Source organism: Jeongeupia chitinilytica (genome assembly GCF_014652315.1).
In the GTDB taxonomy this organism is placed as follows: Bacteria; Pseudomonadota; Gammaproteobacteria; order Burkholderiales; family Chitinibacteraceae; genus Jeongeupia; species Jeongeupia chitinilytica.
The window spans coordinates 120,802-141,679 of record NZ_BMYO01000004.1; the positions used below are offsets into that span (position 1 = coordinate 120,802).

Genomic DNA, 20,878 nt, shown 5'->3' on the forward strand with positions numbered 1-20,878 from the left:
CGCTAGGCCGCCCGCGAGGTCATGTCGACGACGCGTGAAATTTCTTCCAGCGTCGTCAACCCGTCGCGCACGCGCCGGCACGCATCGTCGACCAGCGGCACGAACCCGGCCGCCTGTGCCGCAGCACGGATCTCGCGCAGCGTGGCCCGTCGGGCGATCAGCTCGTCGAGCTCGTCGCCGATCTTGAGGATTTCCGTCACCGACATTCGGCCGCGATAACCCTGATGCTCGCAATCGGTGCAGCCGGCAGCACGGTACAGCGTCACCGGGCCGTCACCGGTGATGCCGAGCAGCTGGCGCTCGAAAGCATCCGCCACGTACGGTTCGCGGCAGCGTGTGCAGAGCCTGCGTACCAGCCGCTGCGCGACGATGCCGATCAGGTTGCCGGCGATGATGTCCGGCAACACGCCGATATCGAGCAGCCGTGGCACGGCGCCGATCGCCGAATTCGTGTGCAGTGTCGAATAGACCTGGTGGCCGGTCATCGCCGCGCGGAAAGCCATCTCGGCGGTATCGTGGTCGCGGATTTCCCCGACGAGGATGACGTCCGGGTCCTGGCGCATCATCGAACGGATGCCGCCGGCGAAATCCATTTTCACCGTCTCGTTGACCGACGTTTGTCGCAGCAGCGGCAACGGATACTCGACCGGGTCCTCGAGCGTCATGATGTTGATCGCTTCGCTGCTGATGTGGCTCAACACCGAATACAGCGTCGTCGTCTTGCCGCTGCCGGTCGGCCCGGTCACGAGGATCAGGCCTTCCGGACGGGCAATCATCAGCTGCAGCAGTTGCAGGTTGGCATCGGTCAGTCCGAGTGCATCCAGCGCAACCAGGCCCTTGTGACGGTCGAGGATCCGCAGCACGACGTTCTCGCCCCAGGTCGTCGGCTGGCTGGCGACGCGGAAATCCAGCGGACGCCCGCCCAGCGTCAGCGAAATGCGGCCGTCCTGTGGCGCACGCGTTTCGGCCAGATTCATCTTCGACATCACCTTGAGCCGGACGACCATGGCCGGCCAGTAAGTCCGGTGCAGCGCACGGATCTGCCTCAGCACGCCGTCGATCCGGTAACGGATGCGCACGAAACTCTGCTCGGGCTCGAAGTGGATGTCCGACGCACCGCGCGACACCGCGTCGGCGAGCAGCGCGTCGATCAGCCGTACCACCGGCTGGTTGTACTCGGCGTCCTGCTGTTGCAGGCTGGCTTCGTCGATTTCACCGGTTTCGATTTCGTGCAGGATGCCGTCGATTGACAGCTCGAAACCGTAATACTGGTCGATCGCGTGGCTCAGCTGCGATTCGGCCGCCAGCAGCGGCACGATGACGTAGCGGTCCTGCAGCAACTGGCGCAGCTGATCGAGCGCCACCAGATTGTTCGGCTGCACCATCGCCACCGTCAGCGTGGCCGTGCCGGTGTCGAGCGCGATCGGCAGCAGCATCAGCCGCCTGGCTTGGTCCTTGCCGACCAGCCGGACCGCCCGCGGGTCGGCAATCGTGTGCGCCAGATCGACGCTGTCCTGTCCGAGCGTTTCCGACAGGGCATCGCGCAGGATCGCTTCGGACAGGAAACCGAGCCGTACCAGCGTCTGGCCAAGCGGCCTGCCGCCGCGTCGCTGTTCGATCAGGCCGATGCGCAACTGGTCGTCGCTGATCAGCCCCCTGGCGACCAGTTGCTCCCCCAGCGGCATGCGCCTGGATGCCGATCCCGCCAGCGGTGCATTCATTGCACTTCGTCCAGCGTGGCCAGTCGCAGCCTTGCCGCGGTGGCGTCAAAACGTACCGGATGCTCTCCCGCAAGCGACAAAGCGCGACGGTAATGGTCGGCCGCCAGCCGGGGTTGCTGCAGCCGGTCCAGGCTCACCGCCAGGTTGTAGGCATAGTCGGCCGACGCTGGCACCAGCGCATACGCCTGGAAGTACGCCGCCTGCGCCTCGGTCCAGCGCCCTTCCGCGGCCAGCCGGTTGCCGAGCACGAACGCCGCCTCGGCGTCACCGCTGTCGGCCTGCTGCTTGAGGCGGGCACGCTGGCGCTCGCCCCCGTCGCGCTGCAAGGCAGCCAGCCCGGCCTGGACCGTGCTGTCGTCCGGATACAGTTGCGCCAGCCGCTGATAGCTCTCGATTGCCGCCGCCGTCTTGCCCCGCTGAGCCAGCGTTGCCGCCAGACCGAGCAGCGCATCGCGCGAACGTTCATCCTGCTGCAGCGCGCGCCGGTACTGCGCTTCGGCCTCCTGCCACCGGCCAGCCTGATAGGCATCGAAACCCGCCTCGACCGCCGCGGGTACCCGCTCGACCGATTCGCTGCGGCGCACTTCGACCAGCGGCGGTTCGTTACCGGGGCCCGACGCTTCATACCGTTCGGGCAGGCCCGGCATCGACGACGGGGGGGCGACGCTGCGTGTGTCAGTCACGACGGCCGCGACGGCTGGAGCAGTCGGGACCGGTGGCGGCGCTGCATTAACCTGAGCGCCGCCAACCGTCGACCGGAGCGCGACCACCGTCGCATCCGGCGTCGCAGAGGGCTGGGAGCGCGCCAGCCACCATGCCCCAGCGACGGCACTTGCGGCGCCCAGCGCCCCGAGCCAAATCAGCATGCCTTGCCGACGCGGTGCGGGCTTGGCGGCAAAGACCGCTCTGGCCAGCGCCGGAGACGCCGGCAGCGGCGCGCCTGTCGTGGCATCCGACGGCAGTGGCGCAGCGTCCCGACCGGGCTCACGATCCGAATCGGACCGGTCCCCGGCATGTGCCGGACCGGCTGGAAGCGCGTCGGCCAAGGCCGGCTCGTCGTCCTGCAAGGCAAGCGTCATCGCCGGTCCCCGCGCCTCCCAGCTGGACAGCCCCGCATCGGCGGGCTGGCGCTTTTGCAGTTCGGCGCGCTTGAGCGCCTGCAGCAACAGGCTCACTGCACCACCCTGCCCGGCAGCGACGTCAGCCCGCCCTGAAAGGCCGACAGGTTCTGGTCCTGTGGCTGGTCGAAGAAGTCGCCGCCGGGCAGGTAGGACTTGAGGCCGGACAGGTCGCCGTCGACGCTGGCGTTCTTCACCGCCACCGGCCGCAGGAACACGACAAGCTCGATCTTGCGGACCTTGTCGTCCCGGTAACTGAACAGGTCGCCGGCGACCGGAATGCGCGACACGCCCGGTATGCCGGAGCGGTCGGTGTCGAGTGCGTCCTGGATCAGTCCGCCGAGCACGGCGATCTGGCCGCTGGGCACCTTCAGCGTCGAATCGAACTCGCGTACCTGCAGGACCGGCACCAGACTCTGCAGACTGACCTTGGCTTGTGCCGCCAGCAGCGCCACCGCCGGATCGGCGACGTAACCGCTGATATTGGTGATCGTCGGCCGCACGTTGAGCGAAATCGTGTTGTCCTCGGCCACCTGCGGCGTCACCTGCATCACGAGACCGACCGGCACGGTATTCAGCGTGCTGGTCAGATTGGTCACCGTCTGGCTGTCGTTCTGGTTGGTCTGCTGGGTGATGGTGAAGTAGACCTGCTCCTCGACCACCTTCATCAGCGCGGTCTGGTTGTTCAGCGCGATGATCTTCGGACTCGACAGCACGCGCGTCCGGCCGAACTGTTCGAGCATCTTCACGGTCATGTCGAAACCGTGGTTCGGATTGCTGTACGACACGGCGGTAAACGGTGCCTGTGCCAGCGCCGTGCCGATGTTCTGCACGGCGAAGTTGACGCCATTGGTCGCGACCCGGCTCCAGTCGACACCGGCCTGATACTGGTTCGACAAGGCCACTTCGACGATGGTCGCCTCGATCAGCACCTGCCGCGACGCGCTGGCCTGCACCGCGGCGAGCATCTCGGCGACACGCAACTGGTCCTTGTGCGAAGCCCGCACGGTGACCATGCCGGTTTCCGGGTGGACCATGACTTGGTTGGCTGCTGTCAGCGGGCTGCCCACCGGTGCAACCGGTTGGGTGATTTTCGCCAGCAAGGCGGTCGTCTCGGCCTGCGCCTTGCCTGCCTGCGCAAGGTTTTTCTCGATCAGGGCCAGCTGTTGCGCCAGCTGCGGCGTCGCCGCGGCACTCGTTGCAACCTGGGTGACCGTCTGCTGTGCCACGCCGGGCACCGCCGCCGCGCCGCCGTCGGCGATTCCCAGCAGGATTCTCAGATTGCCCTCCAGGCGGCGCCAGAACTGGTGGTCGGAAGCCATTTCGAGTTGCGTACTCGAGGTATTGCCACCGTCGCTGCCGCCCGACGACGTCAGCGTCGCACCGGTATTGCTGGTCGTGCTGTTGCCACCGACGCTCGTGACCGAATTGAGGATGTTGACCGCCGACTTCACGTTGCGCGACACGTTCATGTAGTCGATTGCATACGTTTTCAGATAGGGCGTGTCGGGCATGACGGCCAGAACGCCGTCAGCCAGCGTCCAGCGGATGTCGGCCTGGCGCGACACGCGATCCATGATCTGCGGCAGCGTCTGGTTGATTGCGTTCAGCGTGATCACACCGGCAACATCGGGATGCACGTCGACGTTGATCTTCGCGTCGCGCCCGAGTGCAAACAGCAGTTCGGCCAGCGGCAGCTTGTGCACGACCACGCTGTAGGTCTCGGTCTTTGGTACCGGCCTCGGCCTGGGTAAAGGCGGCAGCCCGCCGATCGTCGGCGGAATCGCGGCCACCGGCGTGCTCGCCGCGGCCGACAGATGGCGCGTCGGCGACATCGTCAGCCCGTTGCTGCCGGCACAGCCGAACAGGGCGACGACAAACGCAAACGGCCACAGCGTCCGCGCCTCAGCCATGCGCCCGCCAGAACGCGCTCAGTGCGCCGGCTAAACGGCGCGGCAGCCGCGCCGCGTGCCGGTAAGCGCAATCGGCCACGGCGGCGCGTGCATGCCGCGCAGTCACCGCATAGGCACCGTCGGCATAGGCCGCCAGCAGCGCCTTGTCGGCGAGGATGTTGGCACGTCGCGTCAGTCCGCTGGCGGCCGCGGCGATCTGCCGCAGTGCGGCAGGCGAGAACAGCTGCGCGCCCCGGTATCCGGCCGCGCGCAGACGGAATTCGACGTAGCTGGACAACTCGTCGCGATGCAGCGGCTGCAATGCGAATGAATGGGTGATCCGCTCCGAAAGCTGTCGCAGCGCGTAACTTGCCAGTCGCCCATCAAGCTCGGGCTGACCGAACAGGACGATCTGCAGCAGCTTCTCGTGGCCGTGGTCGAGGTTGGACAGCAGCCGGATCGTCTCCAGGCTCACAACCGGCATCGCATGCGCCTCGTCGATCACGATGACGACCCGCCGGCCGCGGCCAAAACGCTCGATCAAAGACAGCTGCAATGACCGGATGCGGGCGCCGCCATGGCCTTGCTGGACGGGCAGTGCCAGCTCGGTCGCAATCGCGTCGAGAATCTCGTTGCGTTCGAGCAGCGGGTGGGGAATGAAGACCAGATCGGCACCGCCGGCCAGCCGCTCCAGCAGCATCCGGCACAGCATGGTCTTGCCGCTGCCGACTTCGCCGACTACCTTGATCAGACCCTCGCCATGCAGCACGGCGTATTCCAGCGCCACCAGCACTTCGCCACGCCGGCCGCCGCCGAAGAAAAACGCCGGATGCGGCGTGATCCGGAAGGGCGGTGCAGTGAGGCCGAAATGCTGCAGGTACATGACGATTGGTAATATTCACGAAATTATTGTCAGCCGTATGCTAGACAAGTGAAGAGATTTTGCGAAATTTCTTACACTGTACGTGTTGTTTCCGATGCCTTTGCCATGGCCCCGAGTGGGCCGTCCGTCGTACAATGGATGGACTTTGTACTCATCAGTCTAGTCAGCCACCTTGTCCCATTCCGCCCCCATGGTCGTCTTTGACGACGTCTCGTTTGCCTACGGCGAGCAGCCTGTGCTGCGCGACCTGTCGTTGCGCATCGACCGCGGCCAGGTCGTCGCCATCATGGGCGGCTCGGGCTCCGGCAAGACCACGCTGCTCAAGCTGATCGGCGGCCAGCTTCGCGCCGGCTCGGGCCGCGTGCTGGTCGATGGCGATGACGTGACGGTCATGAACGAAGCGCAGCTGTACGGCATGCGCCGCAAGCTCGGCATGCTGTTCCAGTTCGGCGCGCTGTTCACCGACCTCTCGGTGTACGACAACGTCGCGTTTCCGCTGCGCGAACGCGGCAGGCTGCCCGAATCGGTGGTACGGGATCTGGTCCTGATGAAGCTGCAGGCGGTCGGCCTGCGCGGCGCCGCGCAACTGATGCCGGCCGAACTGTCCGGCGGCATGGCGCGGCGGGTGGCGCTGGCACGCGCCATCGCGCTCGATCCGGCCATCATGCTGTATGACGAACCGTTTACGGGGCTGGACCCGATTTCGCTCGGCGTCACCGGCCAGCTGATCCGCGAACTCAACGATGCGCTCGGCGGTGCATCGATCGTCGTCACCCACGACGTTGCCGAGTCGCTGGCGATCGTCGATTACGTCTATTTCCTTGCCGACGGTGCAATGGTCGCGCAGGGCACGCCGGACGAAGTGCGGAACTCGACGCATCCCTTTGTCAGACAGTTCATCAACGGCGAGCCGGATGGCCCGGTTCCGTTCCATCGCGAAGCCGAGCCGTACGCGGCGGCGCTGAATCTGGAGCGGCCATGACAAATCCGGTCTCCCGCGCCCTGCAACGCCTCGGCGCGCCGGTCACCAACACGCTGATCAAGCTCGGCTTTGCCTGCCGCTTCCTCTGGTCGGTGCTGAAGGCATCGCCTTTCGCGCTGCACAGGTTCTCGCTGACGATGCGCGAGATCTGGTTTGCCGGCGTACTGTCGGTCCTGATCATCGTCGTGTCGGGACTGTTCGTCGGCATGGTGCTGGCGCTGCAGGGCTACGAAACGCTGGTGCGCTTCGGCGCATCGAGTTCGCTCGGCGTGCTGGTCGCCCTGTCGCTGGTGCGCGAGCTCGGTCCGGTCATCGGCGCGCTGCTGTTTGCCAGCCGTGCCGGCAGCGCGATCACCGCCGAAATCGGCCTGATGAAGGCGACCGAGCAACTGTCGGCAATGGAAATGATGGCGGTCAACCCGATCGCACGCGTGGTCGCGCCGAAGTTCTGGGGCGGCGTGATTTCGATGCCCTTGCTGGCCGCGCTGTTCAGCGCGATGGGGATTTTCGGCGGCTATCTGGTCGGCGTGCAGCTGCTCGGACTCGATGCCGGCAGCTTCTGGAGCCAGATGCAGAGCGCCGTCGACTTCCGCCTCGACGTGATCAACGGCGTGATCAAGAGCGTGTGCTTCGGCATCGCGGTCAGCCTGATCGCCGTGTTCGAAGGCTACGATGCGCCGCCGACCGCCGAAGGCGTCTCCGGCGCGACGACGCGTACCGTGGTCACCAGTGCGCTGGTGATCCTCGGCCTCGACGTGCTGCTGACGGCGTTCATGTTCCGCGGCATTTGACAGTACCGGACGGGTAAGCAGAATTGACAAATAGATACTTGAGATTTCAGCAATGAAACGGACAATGATCGACTTCTGGGTCGGCCTCTTCATCGCCCTCGGCATCGTCGCACTGTTGTTTCTGGCCCTGAAGGTCAGCAGCCAGAGCAGCCTGCCGGCATCGAGTTCGTATACGGTGACCGCCAATTTCGAGAACATCGGCGGCCTCAAGGTACGCGCACCGGTCAAGAGCGCCGGCGTCGTCGTCGGCAGGGTGGCCGGGATTTCGCTCGATCCGCAGCGTTACGTCGCCAGCGTGACGATGAAGCTCGACGACCGCTACCGCTTCAGTCGCGATACCAGCGCCGAGATCCTCACGTCCGGCCTGCTCGGCGAGCAGTACATCGGCCTCGAGCCGGGTGCCGACGACAAGATGCTCAAGGACGGCGACCGGATCACGATCACCTCGTCGGCCATCGTGCTGGAACAATTGATCAGCCGCTTCCTGTTCTCCAAGGCAGAAGAAGGCGGCACCGCGCATACGGAGAAATGAACAATGAAAAAATGGATTGCCTCGCTCGTCATCGCCCTGCTGCCGGTTTTAGCGCTGGCCGCGGCCGAACCCGAACAGATTGTCCGTGGCGTCAGCAACGACGTCCTCGCCATCCTGAAGCAGAACGACAAGGACCCGGTCAAGGTCCGCGAACAGGTCGATGCGCGCGTCTCGCCGCTGGCCGACTATCCGCGGATGACGTCGCTTGCCGTCGGCAAGTACTGGCGCCAGGCCACACCGGAGCAGCAACAGGCACTGGCGAAAGAGTTCCGGACCATGCTGGTCCGCACCTACATGTCGGCGCTGACGATCTACAAGAACGCCGAAGTCGACGTGAAGGGCACCCGCCCCGGGGCCGATTCGGGCGAACAGACCGTGCGGACCGAAGTCTCCATTCCGGGCCAGAAACCGATTCCGCTCGACTTCTATTTCGAGAAGGTCGGCAACAACTGGAAGGTGTTCGACATCGCCGTCGACGGCATCAGCTTTACCGTCAACAACCGCAACCAGTTCGGCACGGTCATCCGCAAGGATGGCATCGACGGTCTGATCAAGACGCTGTCCGACCGCAACGCCAAACTCGCCGGCAACGGCAAGCAAGGTGGCTGAGGCCGCGCGCATCGCGCCCACCGGCGCGCTGACGCTGGCCAACGCCGCAGAACGGCTGAAGCTGGATGGCTGGCCGGCAGCCGGCGGCAGCCTCGCCGTCGATCTCGCGGGCATCGGCGAGGTCGATTCGGCCGGGGTTTCGGTGCTGCTGCACTGGCTGCGCGAAGCGCAACGGCGTCAGGTGACGCTACACTTCGTCCACGTGCCGACCGCCCTTCAGCAACTGGCACGGCTGTACGGCGTGGCCGACTGGCTGCGCGAGCAATGAACCCGACCGGTCGCCGTGGCGGCCGGCAATCTTTTCATCGCCTGCCCGCGATCGGTAGCGCGGCCGTCTCCGGCCCGCGGCGATCCGGGGCAGACCTGCACTACGCTGAATCATGACCCATTCAATCCCGACCTCCCTGCGGCTCTGTGGCCTTGCGCTGTTGCTCGCCGGCTGTGCGACGCCGCAAAACAACTACGACCCGATCGAACCGGTCAATCGTGGCGTATTCACGTTCAACCGTGCCATCGACCGCACCGTGCTGCGCCCGGTCGCACAAACGTATGCCGATTACGTCCCCGGTCCGGTCAAAGGCGGTACGTCCAACTTCTTCTCCAACGTCGACGACCTGTTCGGCTCGGTCGCGGCGCTGTTCCAGGGCAAGTTCAAGGAGGCCGGCACCAGTGCCGGGCGTGTCGTGGTCAACACCACCTTCGGCATGTTCGGTCTGTTCGACTGGGGCACCCGGATGGGGCTGGACAAGGGCAACGCCGACTTCGGCCAGACTCTCGGCCACTGGGGCGTCGGTTCCGGTCCCTACCTGATGGTGCCGTTCTTCGGCCCGCTGACCCTGCGCGACACGGCCGACCCGCTAGTACGACTGACCTGGGGCCCGATCGACTACATCGATCCGCTGGCCGGCCAGATCGCCTACTACGGCGTGTACGTCGTCGACGCACGCAGCCGGCTGCTGCCGCTCGACGCAATGCTCGACAGCCAGATCGACCCGTACGCCTACATGCGTGACGCCTACCTGCAGGCGCGCTGGAACAAGGTCTACGACGGCCAGCCGCCGCACCAGCTGCAACTGGGCGAGGGTGACGATGAGGACGCCGCACCGGACGCCTCCGGCGTGGCGGCCGAAGCCGCAGACCATGCGCCCGGGTCCTCCGTGCCGGCAGCGGCTTCCGTCCCCGCGTCGACACCCGACGCCAGCACGCCATGAGTGCGATCTCGTTCGACCGGGTCGTCAAGCGCTACGGCGACTTCAGCGCGCTCTCCGGCGTCAGCTTCGACGTCAACGAGGGCGACTTCTTTGCGCTGCTCGGCCCCAACGGCGCCGGCAAGACCACGCTGATCTCGATCCTCGGCGGCCTCGCCCGCGCAACGGGTGGCCGGGTCTCGGTCATGGGCCACGATGTCGCCAGCGACTATCGCGCCGCGCGCCGCGCGGTCGGCATCGTGCCGCAGGAACTGGTGTTCGATCCCTTCTTCAGCGTGCGCGAATCGCTGGTATTCCAGTCCGGCTACTTCGGCCTGAAGAAGAACGACGACTGGATCGACGAAATCCTCGAAAACCTCGGACTGACCGCCAAGGCCGACGCCAACATGCGTGCACTGTCGGGCGGGATGAAACGCCGCGTGATGGTCGCGCAAGCGCTGGTGCACCGGCCGCCGGTCATCGTCCTCGACGAACCGACCGCCGGCGTCGACGTCGAACTGCGGCAGACGCTGTGGGACTTCGTGCAGCGACTGAACGACCAAGGCCACACCATCGTGCTGACGACGCACTACCTCGAGGAAGCCGAGGCGCTGTGCAACCGGATCGCCATGCTCAAGCAGGGCCAGCTGCTCGCGCTCGAGGACAAGTGCACCCTGCTCAACCGCGGCCGCAGCCGTACCCTGAAACTCCGGCTCGACCAGCCGCTGCCGGCGTCGCTGGCCCCGCTGCTGCTGCGCACCGGCGATGGCGGCGTCGAACTGAAACTGGCCGATGTCGGTGCGCTGGAAACCATCCTCGCCGCGCTGAAGGCCGAATCGGTCGGTGTCCGTGACATCGAAATCGCCAAGCCCGACCTCGAGGACATCTTCGTCGAAATGATGAACCGCCAATGACCTCACCGACGATCCGCCCGGCGCAACTGGGCGATGCGCCCATCCTCGCGCGGCTGATGACGGCACTCGGTTACCCGAGCACCGATTGCGAAATGCAGACCCGCCTCGGCCAGCTGAACAAGGCCGGCGGTTACGGCGCACTGGTCGCCGAGATCGATGGCGACGTGGTCGGACTGATCGGGCTGGCGCTCGGACTCTCGCTCGACCAGGACGGCGCGCATGCGCGCATCATCGCCCTTGTCGTTGCCGAGCACTGTCGCGGTGCCGGCGTCGGCCAGGCGCTGCTGACCGCCGGTGAAGCCTGGGCGCGCGAACACGGTGCCGACCGGCTGATCGTCAACAGCGCGCACCAACGCGAACACGCACACCATTTCTACGAAACGCAGGGCTACCGCGATACCGGCCTGCGCTTCGTCAAGACGCTGGGCTGAGCCCGCCAAAGCTGGACTGATCCGATGCAAGGTTTTTCGACGCTGTTCTACAAGGAGCTGCTGCGCTTCTGGAAGGTTTCGTTCCAGACGGTCGCCGCACCGGTGCTCACCGCCCTGCTCTACCTGCTGATCTTCGCCCATGTGCTCGACGCCCACGTCCAGCCCTATCCGGGCGTGCGCTACACGGCCTTCCTGATTCCCGGGCTGGCGATGATGGCGATGCTGCAGAACGCCTTCTCCAACACCAGCTCGAGCCTGATCCAGTCCAAGATCACCGGCAATCTGGTGTTCATCCTGCTGCCGCCGCTCAGCCATTTCGAGTTCTTCGCCGCCTATGTGCTTGCCGCCATCGTGCGCGGCGTCGTGGTCGGTGCCGGCGTGCTGCTGGTGACGCTGCTGTTCGCCGTACCGCCGATGGCCAACCCGCTGTGGGTCATCGTGTTTGCGCTGCTCGGCAGCGCACTGATGGCCGTACTCGGCCTGGTCGCCGGCATCTGGGCCGAGAAGTTCGACCAGCTTGCGGCGTTCCAGAACTTCCTGATCATGCCGCTGACCTTCCTGTCGGGCGTGTTCTACTCGATCCACTCGCTGCCGCCCTTCTGGTACGGCGTGTCGCAGTGGAACCCGGTGTTCTATGCGATCGACGGATTCCGCCACGGCTTCTTCGGCGTCTCCGACGTTTCGCCATGGCAAAGCCTTGCGGTCGTCGGCGTGGCGCTGATTGCGCTGTCGCTCTGGGCCTACTCGCTGATAAAATCGGGCTACAAAATCAGGCACTAAGCCCACCATGACACCCGAATTCGTTCAGCAACTGATCACCGACCGCCTCGCCGCCACCCACGTTCACGTCAACGGCGACGGCCACCATTTCTACGCGCGCATCGTCAGCCCGCGTTTCGAGGGCCTCGGCCTGCTGGCCCGGCACCGCCTCGTCAAGGACGCACTGAAGGACGTGATCGACTCGGGCGAACTGCACGCGCTGTCGCTGGAAAAGACCGCCACCCCGGCCGAATGGGCCGCACAGTGAACGATCCGCAAGACCGCTTCTCGCTCGATACCATCGACCGCGAACGCGCCAAGCTTGATGCCGCCATCAAGGCCGCCCACGAAGCCGGCAAGCAGCCCAGCGGCCTGGCCGGGCTGACCAACCTGCCGTGGCTCATCGCCGCGGTCGCACTGATCTACTGGTACTTCTTCCACTAGATCGGCCCCAATCAATCCACCGGTGCAGCCGCGCCGGCCCTGCTGTAGATACACCATGGACAAACTCAGAATCATCGGCGGTACGCCGCTCAACGGCGAGATCACCATTTCCGGCGCCAAGAATGCCGCGCTGCCCATTCTCTGTGCCAGCCTCCTGACCGCCGACACGCTGCGCCTGACCAATGTGCCGCAGCTGGCCGACGTCAAGACGACGCAGAAGCTGCTGCAGGGCATGGGTGTGCGGGTGATGACCGACAACGTCCACGAATACGAGATCACCGCCAGCCACATCAGCAGCCTCGTCGCACCATACGAGCTGGTAAAGACGATGCGTGCGTCGATCCTCGTCCTCGGCCCCACTCTGGCGCGCTTCGGCGAAGCACAGGTGTCGCTGCCGGGCGGCTGCGCCATCGGCGCGCGCCCGGTCGACCAGCACATCAAGGGCCTGCAGGCGATGGGCGCCGAGATCGTCATCGAACACGGTTACGTGAAGGCCAAGGGCAGGCTCAAGGGCGCGCGCTTCCGTTCGGACATGATCACCGTCACCGGCACCGAAAACCTGCTGATGGCCGCGACGCTGGCCGAAGGCACGACGATCCTGGAAAACGCCGCACGCGAACCCGAAATCGTCGATCTGGCCGAACTGCTGATCAAGATGGGCGCGAAGATCAGTGGCCACGGTACCGACACGATCACCATCGAGGGCGTCGAATCGCTGCATGGCGCCGAACACGCCATCGTGGCCGACCGGATCGAAACCGGCACCTTCCTCGTCGCCGCTGCCGCCGCACAGGGCCGCATCGTCTGTCGCAACACCCGCGCCGACATTCTCGGCGCCGTGCTCGACAAGCTGGTCGAGGCCGGTGCCCACATCGAGGCCGGCGACGGCTGGATCGCGCTCGACATGAAGCAGCGCGCCAAGGCCGTCGACATCCGTACGCTCGAATATCCGGCCTTCCCGACCGACATGCAGGCGCAGTTCATGACGCTGAACGCGATTGCCAACGGCACCAGCGTGATGACCGAAACGATCTTCGAAAACCGCTTCATGCACGTGCCGGAACTCGGCCGCATGGGCGCGCAGATCAAGGCCGAAGGCAACACCGCCATCGTCACCGGCGTCGACCGGCTCTCGGGCGCCACCGTGATGGCCACCGACCTGCGCGCCTCGGCCAGTCTGGTGATTGCCGGCATGGTCGCCGAAGGCGAAACCATCGTCGACCGCATCTACCACCTCGATCGCGGCTACGAGCACATCGAAGCCAAGCTCGCCGGCGTCGGCGCGCAGATCGAACGTCTTTCCTGAACCGGACGACCGCATGCTGACGCTCAACCCCAAACCCCGTGGTGACGACGACGACGGCAAGCAGCGCCCGCCGCAGCCGGTCGAAAAAGGCTTTGCCGCGCTGGCGCATCTGGCCGGGCTGTTCTGGATTCCCTATCTGCCGATGCCCATCCTCGCGCTGGTGATCCCTTTCCTGATCCTGCAGTTCGCGCGCGTCCACTCCCAGTTCGTCGAACAGCACGCGGTGCAGGCGGTGAACTTCCAGCTGCTGATGGGCAGCCTCTACCTGTTCGCGATGGTGGCCGGCTTCGCGCTGCAATCGATGTTCCTGATCTGGTGGGTTGCCATCGGCTCGACGATCTTTTCGATGTGGGAAGGCGCCAAGGCCATCAACGGCTGGCAGTCCAAATACCCGCTGACCATTAAACTCTTCAAGTGAGCCTGCGATGATCACGATCGCGCTGTCCAAGGGACGCATTTTCGAAGAAACCCTGCCGCTGCTCGCTGCCGCCGGCATCACGCCGGCCGAAGATCCGGAAGCCAGCCGCAAGCTCATCATCGGCACCAATCGCGACGACGTGCGGCTGATCATCGTCCGCGCCAGCGACGTACCGACCTATGTCGAATACGGCGCGGCCGACCTCGGCGTCGCCGGCCGCGACGTGCTGATCGAGCACGGCGGCGCCGGCCTGTACCAGCCGCTCGACCTCGAGATCGCCAAGTGCCGGCTGATGGTCGCGACCCGCAACGGCTTCGACTACGACGGCGCGGTACGTCAGGGTGCACGGCTGAAAATCGCCACCAAGTACGTGCAGCAGGCGCGCGAGCACTTCGCCGCCAAGGGCGTCCACGTCGACGTGATCAAGCTGTACGGCTCGATGGAGCTCGCGCCGCTGGTCGGCCTTGCCGATGCCATCGTCGACCTGGTATCGACCGGCGGCACGCTCAAGGCCAATGACCTGGTGGCGGTCGAGCACATCCGCGACATTTCCAGCCGCCTCGTCGTCAACCAGGCCGCGCTGAAACTCAAGGAAGAACGGATCCAGCCGATGCTGGATGCCTTCGCCGGTGCGATCGGTTCCGGTGCGATCGGCCAGTAAGCCCGGGTACGCCACCGTCAGCAAAGCCGGCGCGACGCCGGCTTTTTTGCGCCGTCAAACCACGTGCGGCGACATTTTTCTTGCTTGAAACTGAATCAAACAATATCGTCATCGACAAACGAACCTTCGGATCGCATCGATGCACGACCCCGTACGCCTCGTCCTGACCGGCGAGCTGCAGCCCGGCATTTCCCCCGAAACCGCAGCAGGCAATCTGGCCACACTGCTCAGGATCGACGTCGAACGCGCGCGCCAGTTGCTTGATGCCGCACCGAAAATCATCAAGCCCAGCGTGTCCGGCAAGGAAACGGCGCACTATCTGGCGCACCTGAAACGTGCCGGCGTCGTCGTTCGCGCCGAGCCGCTGGCACCGCCGGCGGATGCCGCCCGGGGACAAGCCGCCATCAGCGACGACCTCGACATCGCCAGCCTGACCGTCGTCCCCGTCGCCGAGCCGGTCCTCGAGAACGGCATCGCCTGTCCCGCCTGCGGACGGCAGCAACCGCCGCGCACGCTGTGCCTTGGCTGCGGTGTCGACATGCCGCGCTTTCGCTCGGCCCAGGCCGAAGCCGCCCGGCAGCCGCAGCAGCTCGTGCCGCCGGTTCCGGCGCCAGGTGAATCGTCCCGCCTGCCCATCCGGCTGTCACCCGGAAAATGGCTGCTGCTGGCGCTGGTGCTGGTTGTCGCGGCCTGGTGGTTTTTCATCGGCGGCCGGACGATCAGCGACGAACAGGCCCGGGCTTTCTATGCGGACTACGAAAATGCCCTCTTTTCGCGCGACCCCAAGAACCTGTGCGCACTGCTCGCCGACGACTTTCAGGGGCTCAGCAACGGCAGGGAGAGCGACAAGGAACAGGCCTGCGCGGAGACCGTCGTCTTCTTCAAGTCGATCGAACGGATCGGCAACAGCATGGACGGCATCCTGCAACTCGATTCCGACATCAACGTCCGGAGCGTGTCCGTCGCAACCGACAAACGCCGGGCGGTCGTCCGTGTCGACAGCACGCTGGACGTCGGCGGCAGCATCATGAACATCCGCAGTCAAAGTACCGACACACTGATCCGCCGCAACGGCAAGGTCCTGCTGCTGAGAAGCGAAAGCGTCAGCCGCATCGAGCAACTGGACCGGATGCAACCGTAGCGCGGTCAAGTCTGACGGATACGCGACAGGGTATAATCGCCGGCAAACCCGATGATTTCCGCAGAGCCGCCATGATCCGCCGCCTCGATACCCGCACCAAAGACTTCGAATCCGAACTCGCCGCGCTGCTGGCGTTCGAAACCTCGCAGGATCCCGAGGTCGACGCCCGTGTCGCCGCCATTCTTGCCGACGTGAAGGCGCGCGGTGACGCCGCGGTGGTCGAGTACACCAACCGCTTCGACGCCACGCAAGCCGCTTCGATGACGGACCTCGAGCTGACGCAGGACGAACTCAAGGCGGCGTACGAGCGCCTGCCGCAAGTGCAGAAGGATGCGCTGACCTTCGCTGCGAAGCGCGTGCGCAGCTACCACGAGCACCAGAAGATGAGCTCGTGGACCTACGAGGACGAGGACGGCACCTTGCTCGGCCAGCAGATCACCGCACTCGACCGCGTCGGCATCTATGTACCGGGCGGCAAGGCGGCCTACCCGTCGTCGGTGCTGATGAACGCGATTCCCGCCCACGTCGCCGGTGTGGCCGAAATCATCATGGTCGTGCCGACGCCGAAGGGCGAGAAGAACGATCTGGTCCTCGCCGCCGCCTATGTCGCCGGCGTGTCGCGTGCGTTCACCATCGGTGGCGCGCAGGCTGTCGGCGCACTCGCGTACGGCACGCAAACCGTGCCGCAGGTCGACAAGATCACCGGTCCGGGCAACGCCTACGTCGCCAGCGCCAAGCGCGCGGTGTTCGGCGTCGTCGGCATCGACATGGTCGCCGGCCCGTCCGAAATCCTCGTGCTGTGCGACGGTTCGACCGACCCGGACTGGGTTGCGATCGACCTGTTCTCGCAGGCCGAGCACGACGAAATCGCCCAGGCCATCCTGCTGTGCCCGGATGCGGCCTACATCGACCGCGTCGCCGCCAGCATCGAAAAGCTGCTACCCAGCCAGCCGCGCCGCGACATCATCGCCGCATCGCTCGGCAACCGGGGTGCGCTGATCCACGTGGCCGACCTCGACGAGGCCTGCGCGATCTCGAACCGGATCGCCCCCGAGCACCTTGAACTGCAGGTCGCCGATCCGAAAGCCTGGGTCGAAAAGCTCCGCCACGCCGGCGCGATCTTCATGGGCAAGTTCACTTCGGAGAGCCTCGGCGACTACTGTGCCGGGCCGAACCACGTGCTGCCGACGGCGCGCAGCGCGCGTTTCTCCAGCCCGCTCGGTGTCTACGACTTCCAGAAGCGCTCGAGCCTGATCATGGTGTCCGAAGCCGGCGCACAGACGCTGGGCCGCGTCGCGGCGACCCTGGCGCACGGCGAAGGCCTGACGGCGCACGCCAATGCCGCCGAGCTGCGACTGAAATAATCACCCACTTGCAATCGGGTTATTCGACCCGATATGCAGCACAGACGGGCCGCGACGGTGTTGCGGCCATTTTCATATTCAGACAGGACCTGACCCATGGCCATTCTCGTCAACGGCGTTGAAATCACCGATGCACAGATCGAAGCGGAACTGCCGCACCACCAGGACGCACCGAGCCCGGTCGACGCCACCGTTCAGGAACTGATCCTGCGCGAACTGCTGACCCAGCGCGCACGTGCCAAGGGCATCACCGCAACCGAACCGCAGGAAGCCGTCGGCGAACTCCTCGGCCAGGAAATCGAAGCACCGAAGGTCGACGAAGCCCAGGCCCGTGCCTTCTACGACGCCAATCCGCAAGCCTTCGTCCAGGGCGAGCAGGTCGAAGCCAGCCACATCCTGTTCAAGAGCACCCCGGAAACGCCGGCAGCGCTGATGCGCGGCAAGGCCGAACAGGTGCTGATGGAACTGCGCCTTGCGCCGCACCTGTTCGAAACCCGCGCCAAGGAACTGTCGGCCTGCCCGTCGGGCCAGCAGGGCGGCGCGCTCGGCTCGTTCGGCCGCGGCCAGATGGTGCCGGAATTCGAACAGGCGGCCTTCGCGCTCGGCGAAGGCGAACTGGCCAAGGAGCTGGTCGAAACCCAGTTCGGCCTGCACATCATCAAGGCCGGCAAGAAGACCGAAGGCAGCAGCGTCAGCTTCGACGAAGTCAAGGAACGCCTGACTGCCTATCTGACCGAAATGGAAGCCCGCCGCGCCATGCACACCTACCTGCAAGGTCTGGTCGAAGCTGCCGACATCCAGGGCTACGACCTCAAGGCCGCCGGCCAGTAATTCCGGCCCCACGCCCTCCTGCATCGCCCCGGCCCAGCCCGGGGCGATTGCTTATCCACACCGCGTTTCGAACCGCATAGAATGAACCAGCTCTAGTCCGAACGGACTACGCCAACTGCATCGACCGACGAACTGCCCTCGCGCCGCCATCCGCCTAGAATAGGCATTGAGGAGGAGGCTATGCACATCGACCGTTCACTGACAGACCCGCTGCTGACCGACCGCTTCGGCCGTTCGATCCGCTATCTGCGCGTGTCGGTCACCGACCGCTGCGACCTGCGTTGCAGCTACTGCATGCCCAAGGGCTTCCACGGCTTCGAAGAGCCGGCACACTGGCTGCGTTTCGACGAGATCGAGCGTCTGGTCGCCGCCTTTGTGCGCGCCGGTGTCAGCCGGGTCCGCCTGACCGGCGGCGAGCCGCTGCTGCGCCGCAATCTCGACCAGCTGGCCGGCAACCTCAAGCGCATTCCCGGCCTCTCCGACCTGTCGCTGTCGACCAATGCCACCCAACTGGTCCGCCATGCCCGCGCCTTGCGCGCCGCCGGGGTCGACCGGCTGAACATCAGCCTTGATACGCTCGATCGCGGCTGTTACGAAAAGCTTGCCGGCCGGGACGCGTTCGATGCCAGCCTCGCCGGCATCATGGCCGCCAAGCAGGAAGGTTTCGCCCCGATCAAGCTCAACATGGTGGCGATGAAGGGCATCAATGAAGCCGAAATCGAGCGGATGACCGAATTCGCGATGCAGCACGGCTTCATCCTGCGGCTGATCGAGGCGATGCCGATGGGCGATACCGGCCGCAACGCGCAATACCTCGACCTCGCACCGGTGCGCGACAAACTGGTCGCGCGCTTCGGGCTCGTGCCGGAGGCCGACGAACTCGGTGGCGGGCCGGCGCGGTACTGGAAAACCGCCGACGGCCATGGCCGGGTCGGCTTCATCACGCCGATCTCGCAGCACTTCTGTGCGACCTGCAACCGCGTCCGGCTCGCGGTCGACGGCACGCTCTACCTCTGCCTCGGCCAGGAGGAAAAGTTCGAGTTCCGGCCGATGCTGCGTGACGGCTGCAGCGATGCCGACCTCGACGCCGCGATCGCCCGCGCGATCGAACTCAAGCCCGAACGCCACGAATTCCGTGAAGCGCCGGCCAAGCTGATCCGCTTCATGTCGCAAACGGGCGGCTGATGAAGGTCTTCGGCATCGTCGGCTATTCCGGCAGCGGCAAGACCACGCTGACCGAACAACTGATCGCCCACTTCAGCGCACGCGGGCTGAGGGTCAACGCGATCAAGCACTCGCACCACGACCTCGAACTCGAACCGCCGGCCAAGGACAGCGCACGCTTCCGCTGCGCCGGTGCCGCCGAGGTGCTGGTCGCCTCGCCCTACCGCTACGCCCTCGTCCACGAACTGCGCAACGAACCGGAACCGACGCTGGCCGAACAACTGGTCCGGCTGGCGCCGGCCGACCTGACCCTGGTCGAAGGTTTCAAGCGCGAAGCGTTCCCCAAGCTCGAAGTCTGGCGCGCCGCCACCGGCAAGCCGCTGCTGTTTCCCGACGATCCGCACGTCGTCGCGGTCGCCAGCGATGCGCCGATCGATGTTCCGATCGCCAGCGGGCTGCCGCTGCTCGACTTGAACGACGTCGCGGCGATTGCCGCGTTCATCTCCGACCATCTGAAGCGATCCCCCCCATGCTGACCGTTGACCAGGCCCGCGAACAGCTGCTCGCCGCCGCCCGCCGAATTGCCGAAACCGAGACACTGGCGCTGAACGACGCCCTCGGTCGCGTACTGGCGACCGACGTCGTCTCGACGCTGGCCGTCCCCGGTTTCGACAACAGTGCGATGGACGGCTATGCGCTCAACGTCGCCGACGTTGCCCAGCCGGGCCCGTTCGCCGTTGTCCAGCGCATCGCCGCAGGCGACACCGGCGTCGCGCTGGCGCCCGGCGAAGCGGCGCGCATTTTCACCGGCGCACCGGTACCCGACGGCACCAATGCGGTCGCGATGCAGGAAGACTGCAACGTCGACGGCGGCACACTGACGGTCGGGACACCGCTTCGCGCCGGCGAGCACATCCGCCGTCGCGGCGAGGACGTGCAGGACGGCGCCGTCGTCCTCAAGAGCGGCACCCGGCTCGGCGCGGCCGAGCTTGGACTGCTCGCCGCAATCGGTGTCGACCGTGTGGCGGTGGTGCGAAAACTGCGCGTCGCGCTGCTGTCGACCGGCAACGAGCTGGTCGAGCCCGGCACGCCACTCGCACCGGGGCAGATCTACAACTCCAACCGCTACGCGATCTCGGCGCTGCTGCGCGAGGCCGGCTGTATCGTCGACGACCTCGGCATCGTCCCGGACCGGTTTGCCGCAACCCGCGACATGCTGGCGGCCGCCGCCGCGACGCACGACGTCGTGCTCAGCACCGGCGGCGTGTCGGTCGGCGAGGAGGACCACGTCAAGGCCGCGGTCGAGTCGCTCGGCACGCTGTCGTTGTGGAAAATCGCCATCAAGCCGGGCAAGCCGTTCGCCTTCGGCCGGATCGCCTCCGCCGGAACCGCACAGGGGGCAGACTTCATCGGTCTGCCCGGCAATCCGGTCTCGAGCTTTGTCACCTTCCTCGTCTTCGTCCGTCCTTTCCTCGCCGCCCGGCTCGGCGCCGGGGCAACGACGCCGGCGGTCAAGGTGCCGGCGGGTTTTGCGATCGGCCGTGCCGGCAACCGGCGCGAATTCCTGCGCGCAAGGCTCGAACAGGGTCGCGCCGTGCCGTACCCGAACCAGAGCTCGGGCGTGCTGACGTCCGTGGTCTGGGCCGACGGACTGGTCATCGTTCCGGAAGACCGCACCATCGCCGACGGCGAGCTGGTGGACTTCCTCCCGCTCGCCGCACTGAGGTAAG

24 protein-coding genes are annotated in these 20,878 nt (G+C 65.8%); 20 read left to right on the forward strand and 4 right to left on the reverse strand.

Annotated features, from left to right (window positions below):
* Positions 1–2: 2 nt before the first annotated feature.
* From IE097_RS08400 to IE097_RS08415, 4 genes are read right to left on the reverse strand one after another with little or no spacing between them, the layout of a single operon-like run.
* A complete protein-coding gene (locus IE097_RS08400) occupies positions 3–1,721 on the reverse strand; it encodes a GspE/PulE family protein (RefSeq protein ID WP_189459830.1) in 1,719 nt (572 codons plus the stop codon).
* Positions 1,718–2,896, reverse strand: a complete 1,179-nt coding sequence (locus IE097_RS08405) for a tetratricopeptide repeat protein (RefSeq protein WP_189459831.1) — start codon at positions 2,894–2,896, stop codon at positions 1,718–1,720. Before IE097_RS08405 ends, IE097_RS08400 begins: the two co-directional genes overlap by 4 nt.
* Positions 2,893–4,752, reverse strand: coding sequence for a pilus (MSHA type) biogenesis protein MshL (locus IE097_RS08410; protein ID WP_189459832.1), 1,860 nt, complete (start codon positions 4,750–4,752; stop codon positions 2,893–2,895). The genes IE097_RS08405 and IE097_RS08410 overlap by 4 nt, the downstream gene beginning before the upstream one ends.
* Complete coding sequence (locus IE097_RS08415; protein ID WP_189459833.1) at positions 4,745–5,614, reverse strand: ExeA family protein; 870 nt, start codon at positions 5,612–5,614, stop codon at positions 4,745–4,747. The genes IE097_RS08410 and IE097_RS08415 overlap by 8 nt, the downstream gene beginning before the upstream one ends.
* A gap of 190 nt (positions 5,615–5,804) precedes the next feature.
* On the opposite strand from IE097_RS08415, the gene IE097_RS08420 reads away from it, so the two are divergent.
* The 20 genes from IE097_RS08420 (at position 5,805) to IE097_RS08515 (ending at position 20,877) form a co-directional block, all read left to right on the forward strand.
* Positions 5,805–6,596: an ABC transporter ATP-binding protein gene (locus tag IE097_RS08420; protein WP_189459834.1), complete on the forward strand. Its 792-nt coding sequence runs from the start codon at positions 5,805–5,807 to the stop codon at positions 6,594–6,596.
* A complete protein-coding gene (gene mlaE / locus IE097_RS08425; protein WP_189459835.1) occupies positions 6,593–7,387 on the forward strand; it encodes a lipid asymmetry maintenance ABC transporter permease subunit MlaE in 795 nt (264 codons plus the stop codon). Before IE097_RS08420 ends, mlaE begins: the two co-directional genes overlap by 4 nt.
* A gap of 52 nt (positions 7,388–7,439) precedes the next feature.
* Entirely contained in the window at positions 7,440–7,919 is a 480-nt protein-coding gene (gene mlaD, locus IE097_RS08430) for an outer membrane lipid asymmetry maintenance protein MlaD (protein ID WP_189459836.1), read from the forward strand.
* Positions 7,920–7,922: 3 nt separating this feature from the next.
* Positions 7,923–8,528 carry an MlaC/ttg2D family ABC transporter substrate-binding protein gene (locus tag IE097_RS08435; RefSeq protein ID WP_189459837.1) on the forward strand — a complete coding sequence of 202 codons (606 nt, stop codon included), beginning with the start codon at positions 7,923–7,925 and terminating at the stop codon, positions 8,526–8,528.
* Positions 8,521–8,796 (forward strand): STAS domain-containing protein, encoded by a 276-nt coding sequence (locus tag IE097_RS08440; RefSeq protein ID WP_229797499.1) that lies wholly within the window; start codon positions 8,521–8,523, stop codon positions 8,794–8,796. Before IE097_RS08435 ends, IE097_RS08440 begins: the two co-directional genes overlap by 8 nt.
* Before the next feature lie 112 nt (positions 8,797–8,908).
* On the forward strand, positions 8,909–9,739 hold the full coding sequence (locus IE097_RS08445; RefSeq protein ID WP_189459838.1) for an MlaA family lipoprotein: 831 nt from the start codon (positions 8,909–8,911) through the stop codon (positions 9,737–9,739).
* Complete coding sequence (locus IE097_RS08450; RefSeq protein WP_189459839.1) at positions 9,736–10,629, forward strand: ABC transporter ATP-binding protein; 894 nt, start codon at positions 9,736–9,738, stop codon at positions 10,627–10,629. Before IE097_RS08445 ends, IE097_RS08450 begins: the two co-directional genes overlap by 4 nt.
* Entirely contained in the window at positions 10,626–11,060 is a 435-nt protein-coding gene (locus IE097_RS08455) for a GNAT family N-acetyltransferase (RefSeq protein ID WP_189459840.1), read from the forward strand. Before IE097_RS08450 ends, IE097_RS08455 begins: the two co-directional genes overlap by 4 nt.
* Before the next feature lie 24 nt (positions 11,061–11,084).
* Entirely contained in the window at positions 11,085–11,840 is a 756-nt protein-coding gene (locus tag IE097_RS08460) for an ABC transporter permease (RefSeq protein WP_189459841.1), read from the forward strand.
* Between the two features lie 7 nt (positions 11,841–11,847).
* Positions 11,848–12,087, forward strand: coding sequence for a BolA family protein (locus IE097_RS08465; RefSeq protein ID WP_189459842.1), 240 nt, complete (start codon positions 11,848–11,850; stop codon positions 12,085–12,087).
* On the forward strand, positions 12,084–12,263 hold the full coding sequence (locus IE097_RS08470) for a hypothetical protein (RefSeq protein ID WP_189459843.1): 180 nt from the start codon (positions 12,084–12,086) through the stop codon (positions 12,261–12,263). The genes IE097_RS08465 and IE097_RS08470 overlap by 4 nt, the downstream gene beginning before the upstream one ends.
* A 55-nt stretch (positions 12,264–12,318) precedes the next feature.
* Complete coding sequence (murA, locus tag IE097_RS08475) at positions 12,319–13,569, forward strand: UDP-N-acetylglucosamine 1-carboxyvinyltransferase (RefSeq protein ID WP_189459844.1); 1,251 nt, start codon at positions 12,319–12,321, stop codon at positions 13,567–13,569.
* Positions 13,570–13,582: 13 nt separating this feature from the next.
* Entirely contained in the window at positions 13,583–13,987 is a 405-nt protein-coding gene (locus IE097_RS08480) for a DUF4870 domain-containing protein (RefSeq protein WP_189459845.1), read from the forward strand.
* A 7-nt stretch (positions 13,988–13,994) separates the two neighbouring features.
* Positions 13,995–14,648, forward strand: coding sequence for an ATP phosphoribosyltransferase (gene hisG / locus IE097_RS08485; RefSeq protein WP_189459846.1), 654 nt, complete (start codon positions 13,995–13,997; stop codon positions 14,646–14,648).
* A gap of 139 nt (positions 14,649–14,787) precedes the next feature.
* Complete coding sequence (locus IE097_RS08490) at positions 14,788–15,789, forward strand: nuclear transport factor 2 family protein (RefSeq protein WP_189459847.1); 1,002 nt, start codon at positions 14,788–14,790, stop codon at positions 15,787–15,789.
* A 71-nt stretch (positions 15,790–15,860) separates the two neighbouring features.
* Positions 15,861–17,153, forward strand: coding sequence for a histidinol dehydrogenase (hisD, locus tag IE097_RS08495; RefSeq protein ID WP_189459848.1), 1,293 nt, complete (start codon positions 15,861–15,863; stop codon positions 17,151–17,153).
* 96 nt (positions 17,154–17,249) lie between these two features.
* Positions 17,250–17,984, forward strand: a complete 735-nt coding sequence (locus IE097_RS08500) for a peptidylprolyl isomerase (protein WP_189459849.1) — start codon at positions 17,250–17,252, stop codon at positions 17,982–17,984.
* Between the two features lie 210 nt (positions 17,985–18,194).
* Positions 18,195–19,169 carry a GTP 3',8-cyclase MoaA gene (gene moaA / locus IE097_RS08505; RefSeq protein ID WP_229797519.1) on the forward strand — a complete coding sequence of 325 codons (975 nt, stop codon included), beginning with the start codon at positions 18,195–18,197 and terminating at the stop codon, positions 19,167–19,169.
* Positions 19,169–19,684 carry a molybdopterin-guanine dinucleotide biosynthesis protein B gene (mobB, locus tag IE097_RS08510; protein ID WP_189459851.1) on the forward strand — a complete coding sequence of 172 codons (516 nt, stop codon included), beginning with the start codon at positions 19,169–19,171 and terminating at the stop codon, positions 19,682–19,684. The genes moaA and mobB overlap by 1 nt, the downstream gene beginning before the upstream one ends.
* Positions 19,678–20,877 (forward strand): molybdopterin molybdotransferase MoeA, encoded by a 1,200-nt coding sequence (locus IE097_RS08515; protein ID WP_189459852.1) that lies wholly within the window; start codon positions 19,678–19,680, stop codon positions 20,875–20,877. The genes mobB and IE097_RS08515 overlap by 7 nt, the downstream gene beginning before the upstream one ends.
* The last annotated feature ends 1 nt before the right edge of the window (position 20,878 follow it).

What these genes read in the sequence shown, in the direction of transcription:
- IE097_RS08400 (WP_189459830.1), bottom strand. Translation starts at nt 1,721, where the DNA reads ATGAATGCACCGCTGGCGGGATCGGCATCCAGGCGCATGCCGCTGGGG.
- IE097_RS08410 (WP_189459832.1), bottom strand. Translation starts at nt 4,752, where the DNA reads ATGGCTGAGGCGCGGACGCTGTGGCCGTTTGCGTTTGTCGTCGCCCTG.
- IE097_RS08415 (WP_189459833.1), bottom strand. Translation starts at nt 5,614, where the DNA reads ATGTACCTGCAGCATTTCGGCCTCACTGCACCGCCCTTCCGGATCACG.
- IE097_RS08420 (WP_189459834.1), top strand. Translation starts at nt 5,805, where the DNA reads ATGGTCGTCTTTGACGACGTCTCGTTTGCCTACGGCGAGCAGCCTGTG.
- mlaE (WP_189459835.1), top strand. Translation starts at nt 6,593, where the DNA reads ATGACAAATCCGGTCTCCCGCGCCCTGCAACGCCTCGGCGCGCCGGTC.
- mlaD (WP_189459836.1), top strand. Translation starts at nt 7,440, where the DNA reads ATGAAACGGACAATGATCGACTTCTGGGTCGGCCTCTTCATCGCCCTC.
- IE097_RS08435 (WP_189459837.1), top strand. Translation starts at nt 7,923, where the DNA reads ATGAAAAAATGGATTGCCTCGCTCGTCATCGCCCTGCTGCCGGTTTTA.
- IE097_RS08445 (WP_189459838.1), top strand. Translation starts at nt 8,909, where the DNA reads ATGACCCATTCAATCCCGACCTCCCTGCGGCTCTGTGGCCTTGCGCTG.
- IE097_RS08450 (WP_189459839.1), top strand. Translation starts at nt 9,736, where the DNA reads ATGAGTGCGATCTCGTTCGACCGGGTCGTCAAGCGCTACGGCGACTTC.
- IE097_RS08455 (WP_189459840.1), top strand. Translation starts at nt 10,626, where the DNA reads ATGACCTCACCGACGATCCGCCCGGCGCAACTGGGCGATGCGCCCATC.
- IE097_RS08460 (WP_189459841.1), top strand. Translation starts at nt 11,085, where the DNA reads ATGCAAGGTTTTTCGACGCTGTTCTACAAGGAGCTGCTGCGCTTCTGG.
- IE097_RS08465 (WP_189459842.1), top strand. Translation starts at nt 11,848, where the DNA reads ATGACACCCGAATTCGTTCAGCAACTGATCACCGACCGCCTCGCCGCC.
- murA (WP_189459844.1), top strand. Translation starts at nt 12,319, where the DNA reads ATGGACAAACTCAGAATCATCGGCGGTACGCCGCTCAACGGCGAGATC.
- IE097_RS08480 (WP_189459845.1), top strand. Translation starts at nt 13,583, where the DNA reads ATGCTGACGCTCAACCCCAAACCCCGTGGTGACGACGACGACGGCAAG.
- hisG (WP_189459846.1), top strand. Translation starts at nt 13,995, where the DNA reads ATGATCACGATCGCGCTGTCCAAGGGACGCATTTTCGAAGAAACCCTG.
- IE097_RS08490 (WP_189459847.1), top strand. Translation starts at nt 14,788, where the DNA reads ATGCACGACCCCGTACGCCTCGTCCTGACCGGCGAGCTGCAGCCCGGC.
- hisD (WP_189459848.1), top strand. Translation starts at nt 15,861, where the DNA reads ATGATCCGCCGCCTCGATACCCGCACCAAAGACTTCGAATCCGAACTC.
- IE097_RS08500 (WP_189459849.1), top strand. Translation starts at nt 17,250, where the DNA reads ATGGCCATTCTCGTCAACGGCGTTGAAATCACCGATGCACAGATCGAA.
- mobB (WP_189459851.1), top strand. Translation starts at nt 19,169, where the DNA reads ATGAAGGTCTTCGGCATCGTCGGCTATTCCGGCAGCGGCAAGACCACG.
- IE097_RS08515 (WP_189459852.1), top strand. Translation starts at nt 19,678, where the DNA reads ATGCTGACCGTTGACCAGGCCCGCGAACAGCTGCTCGCCGCCGCCCGC.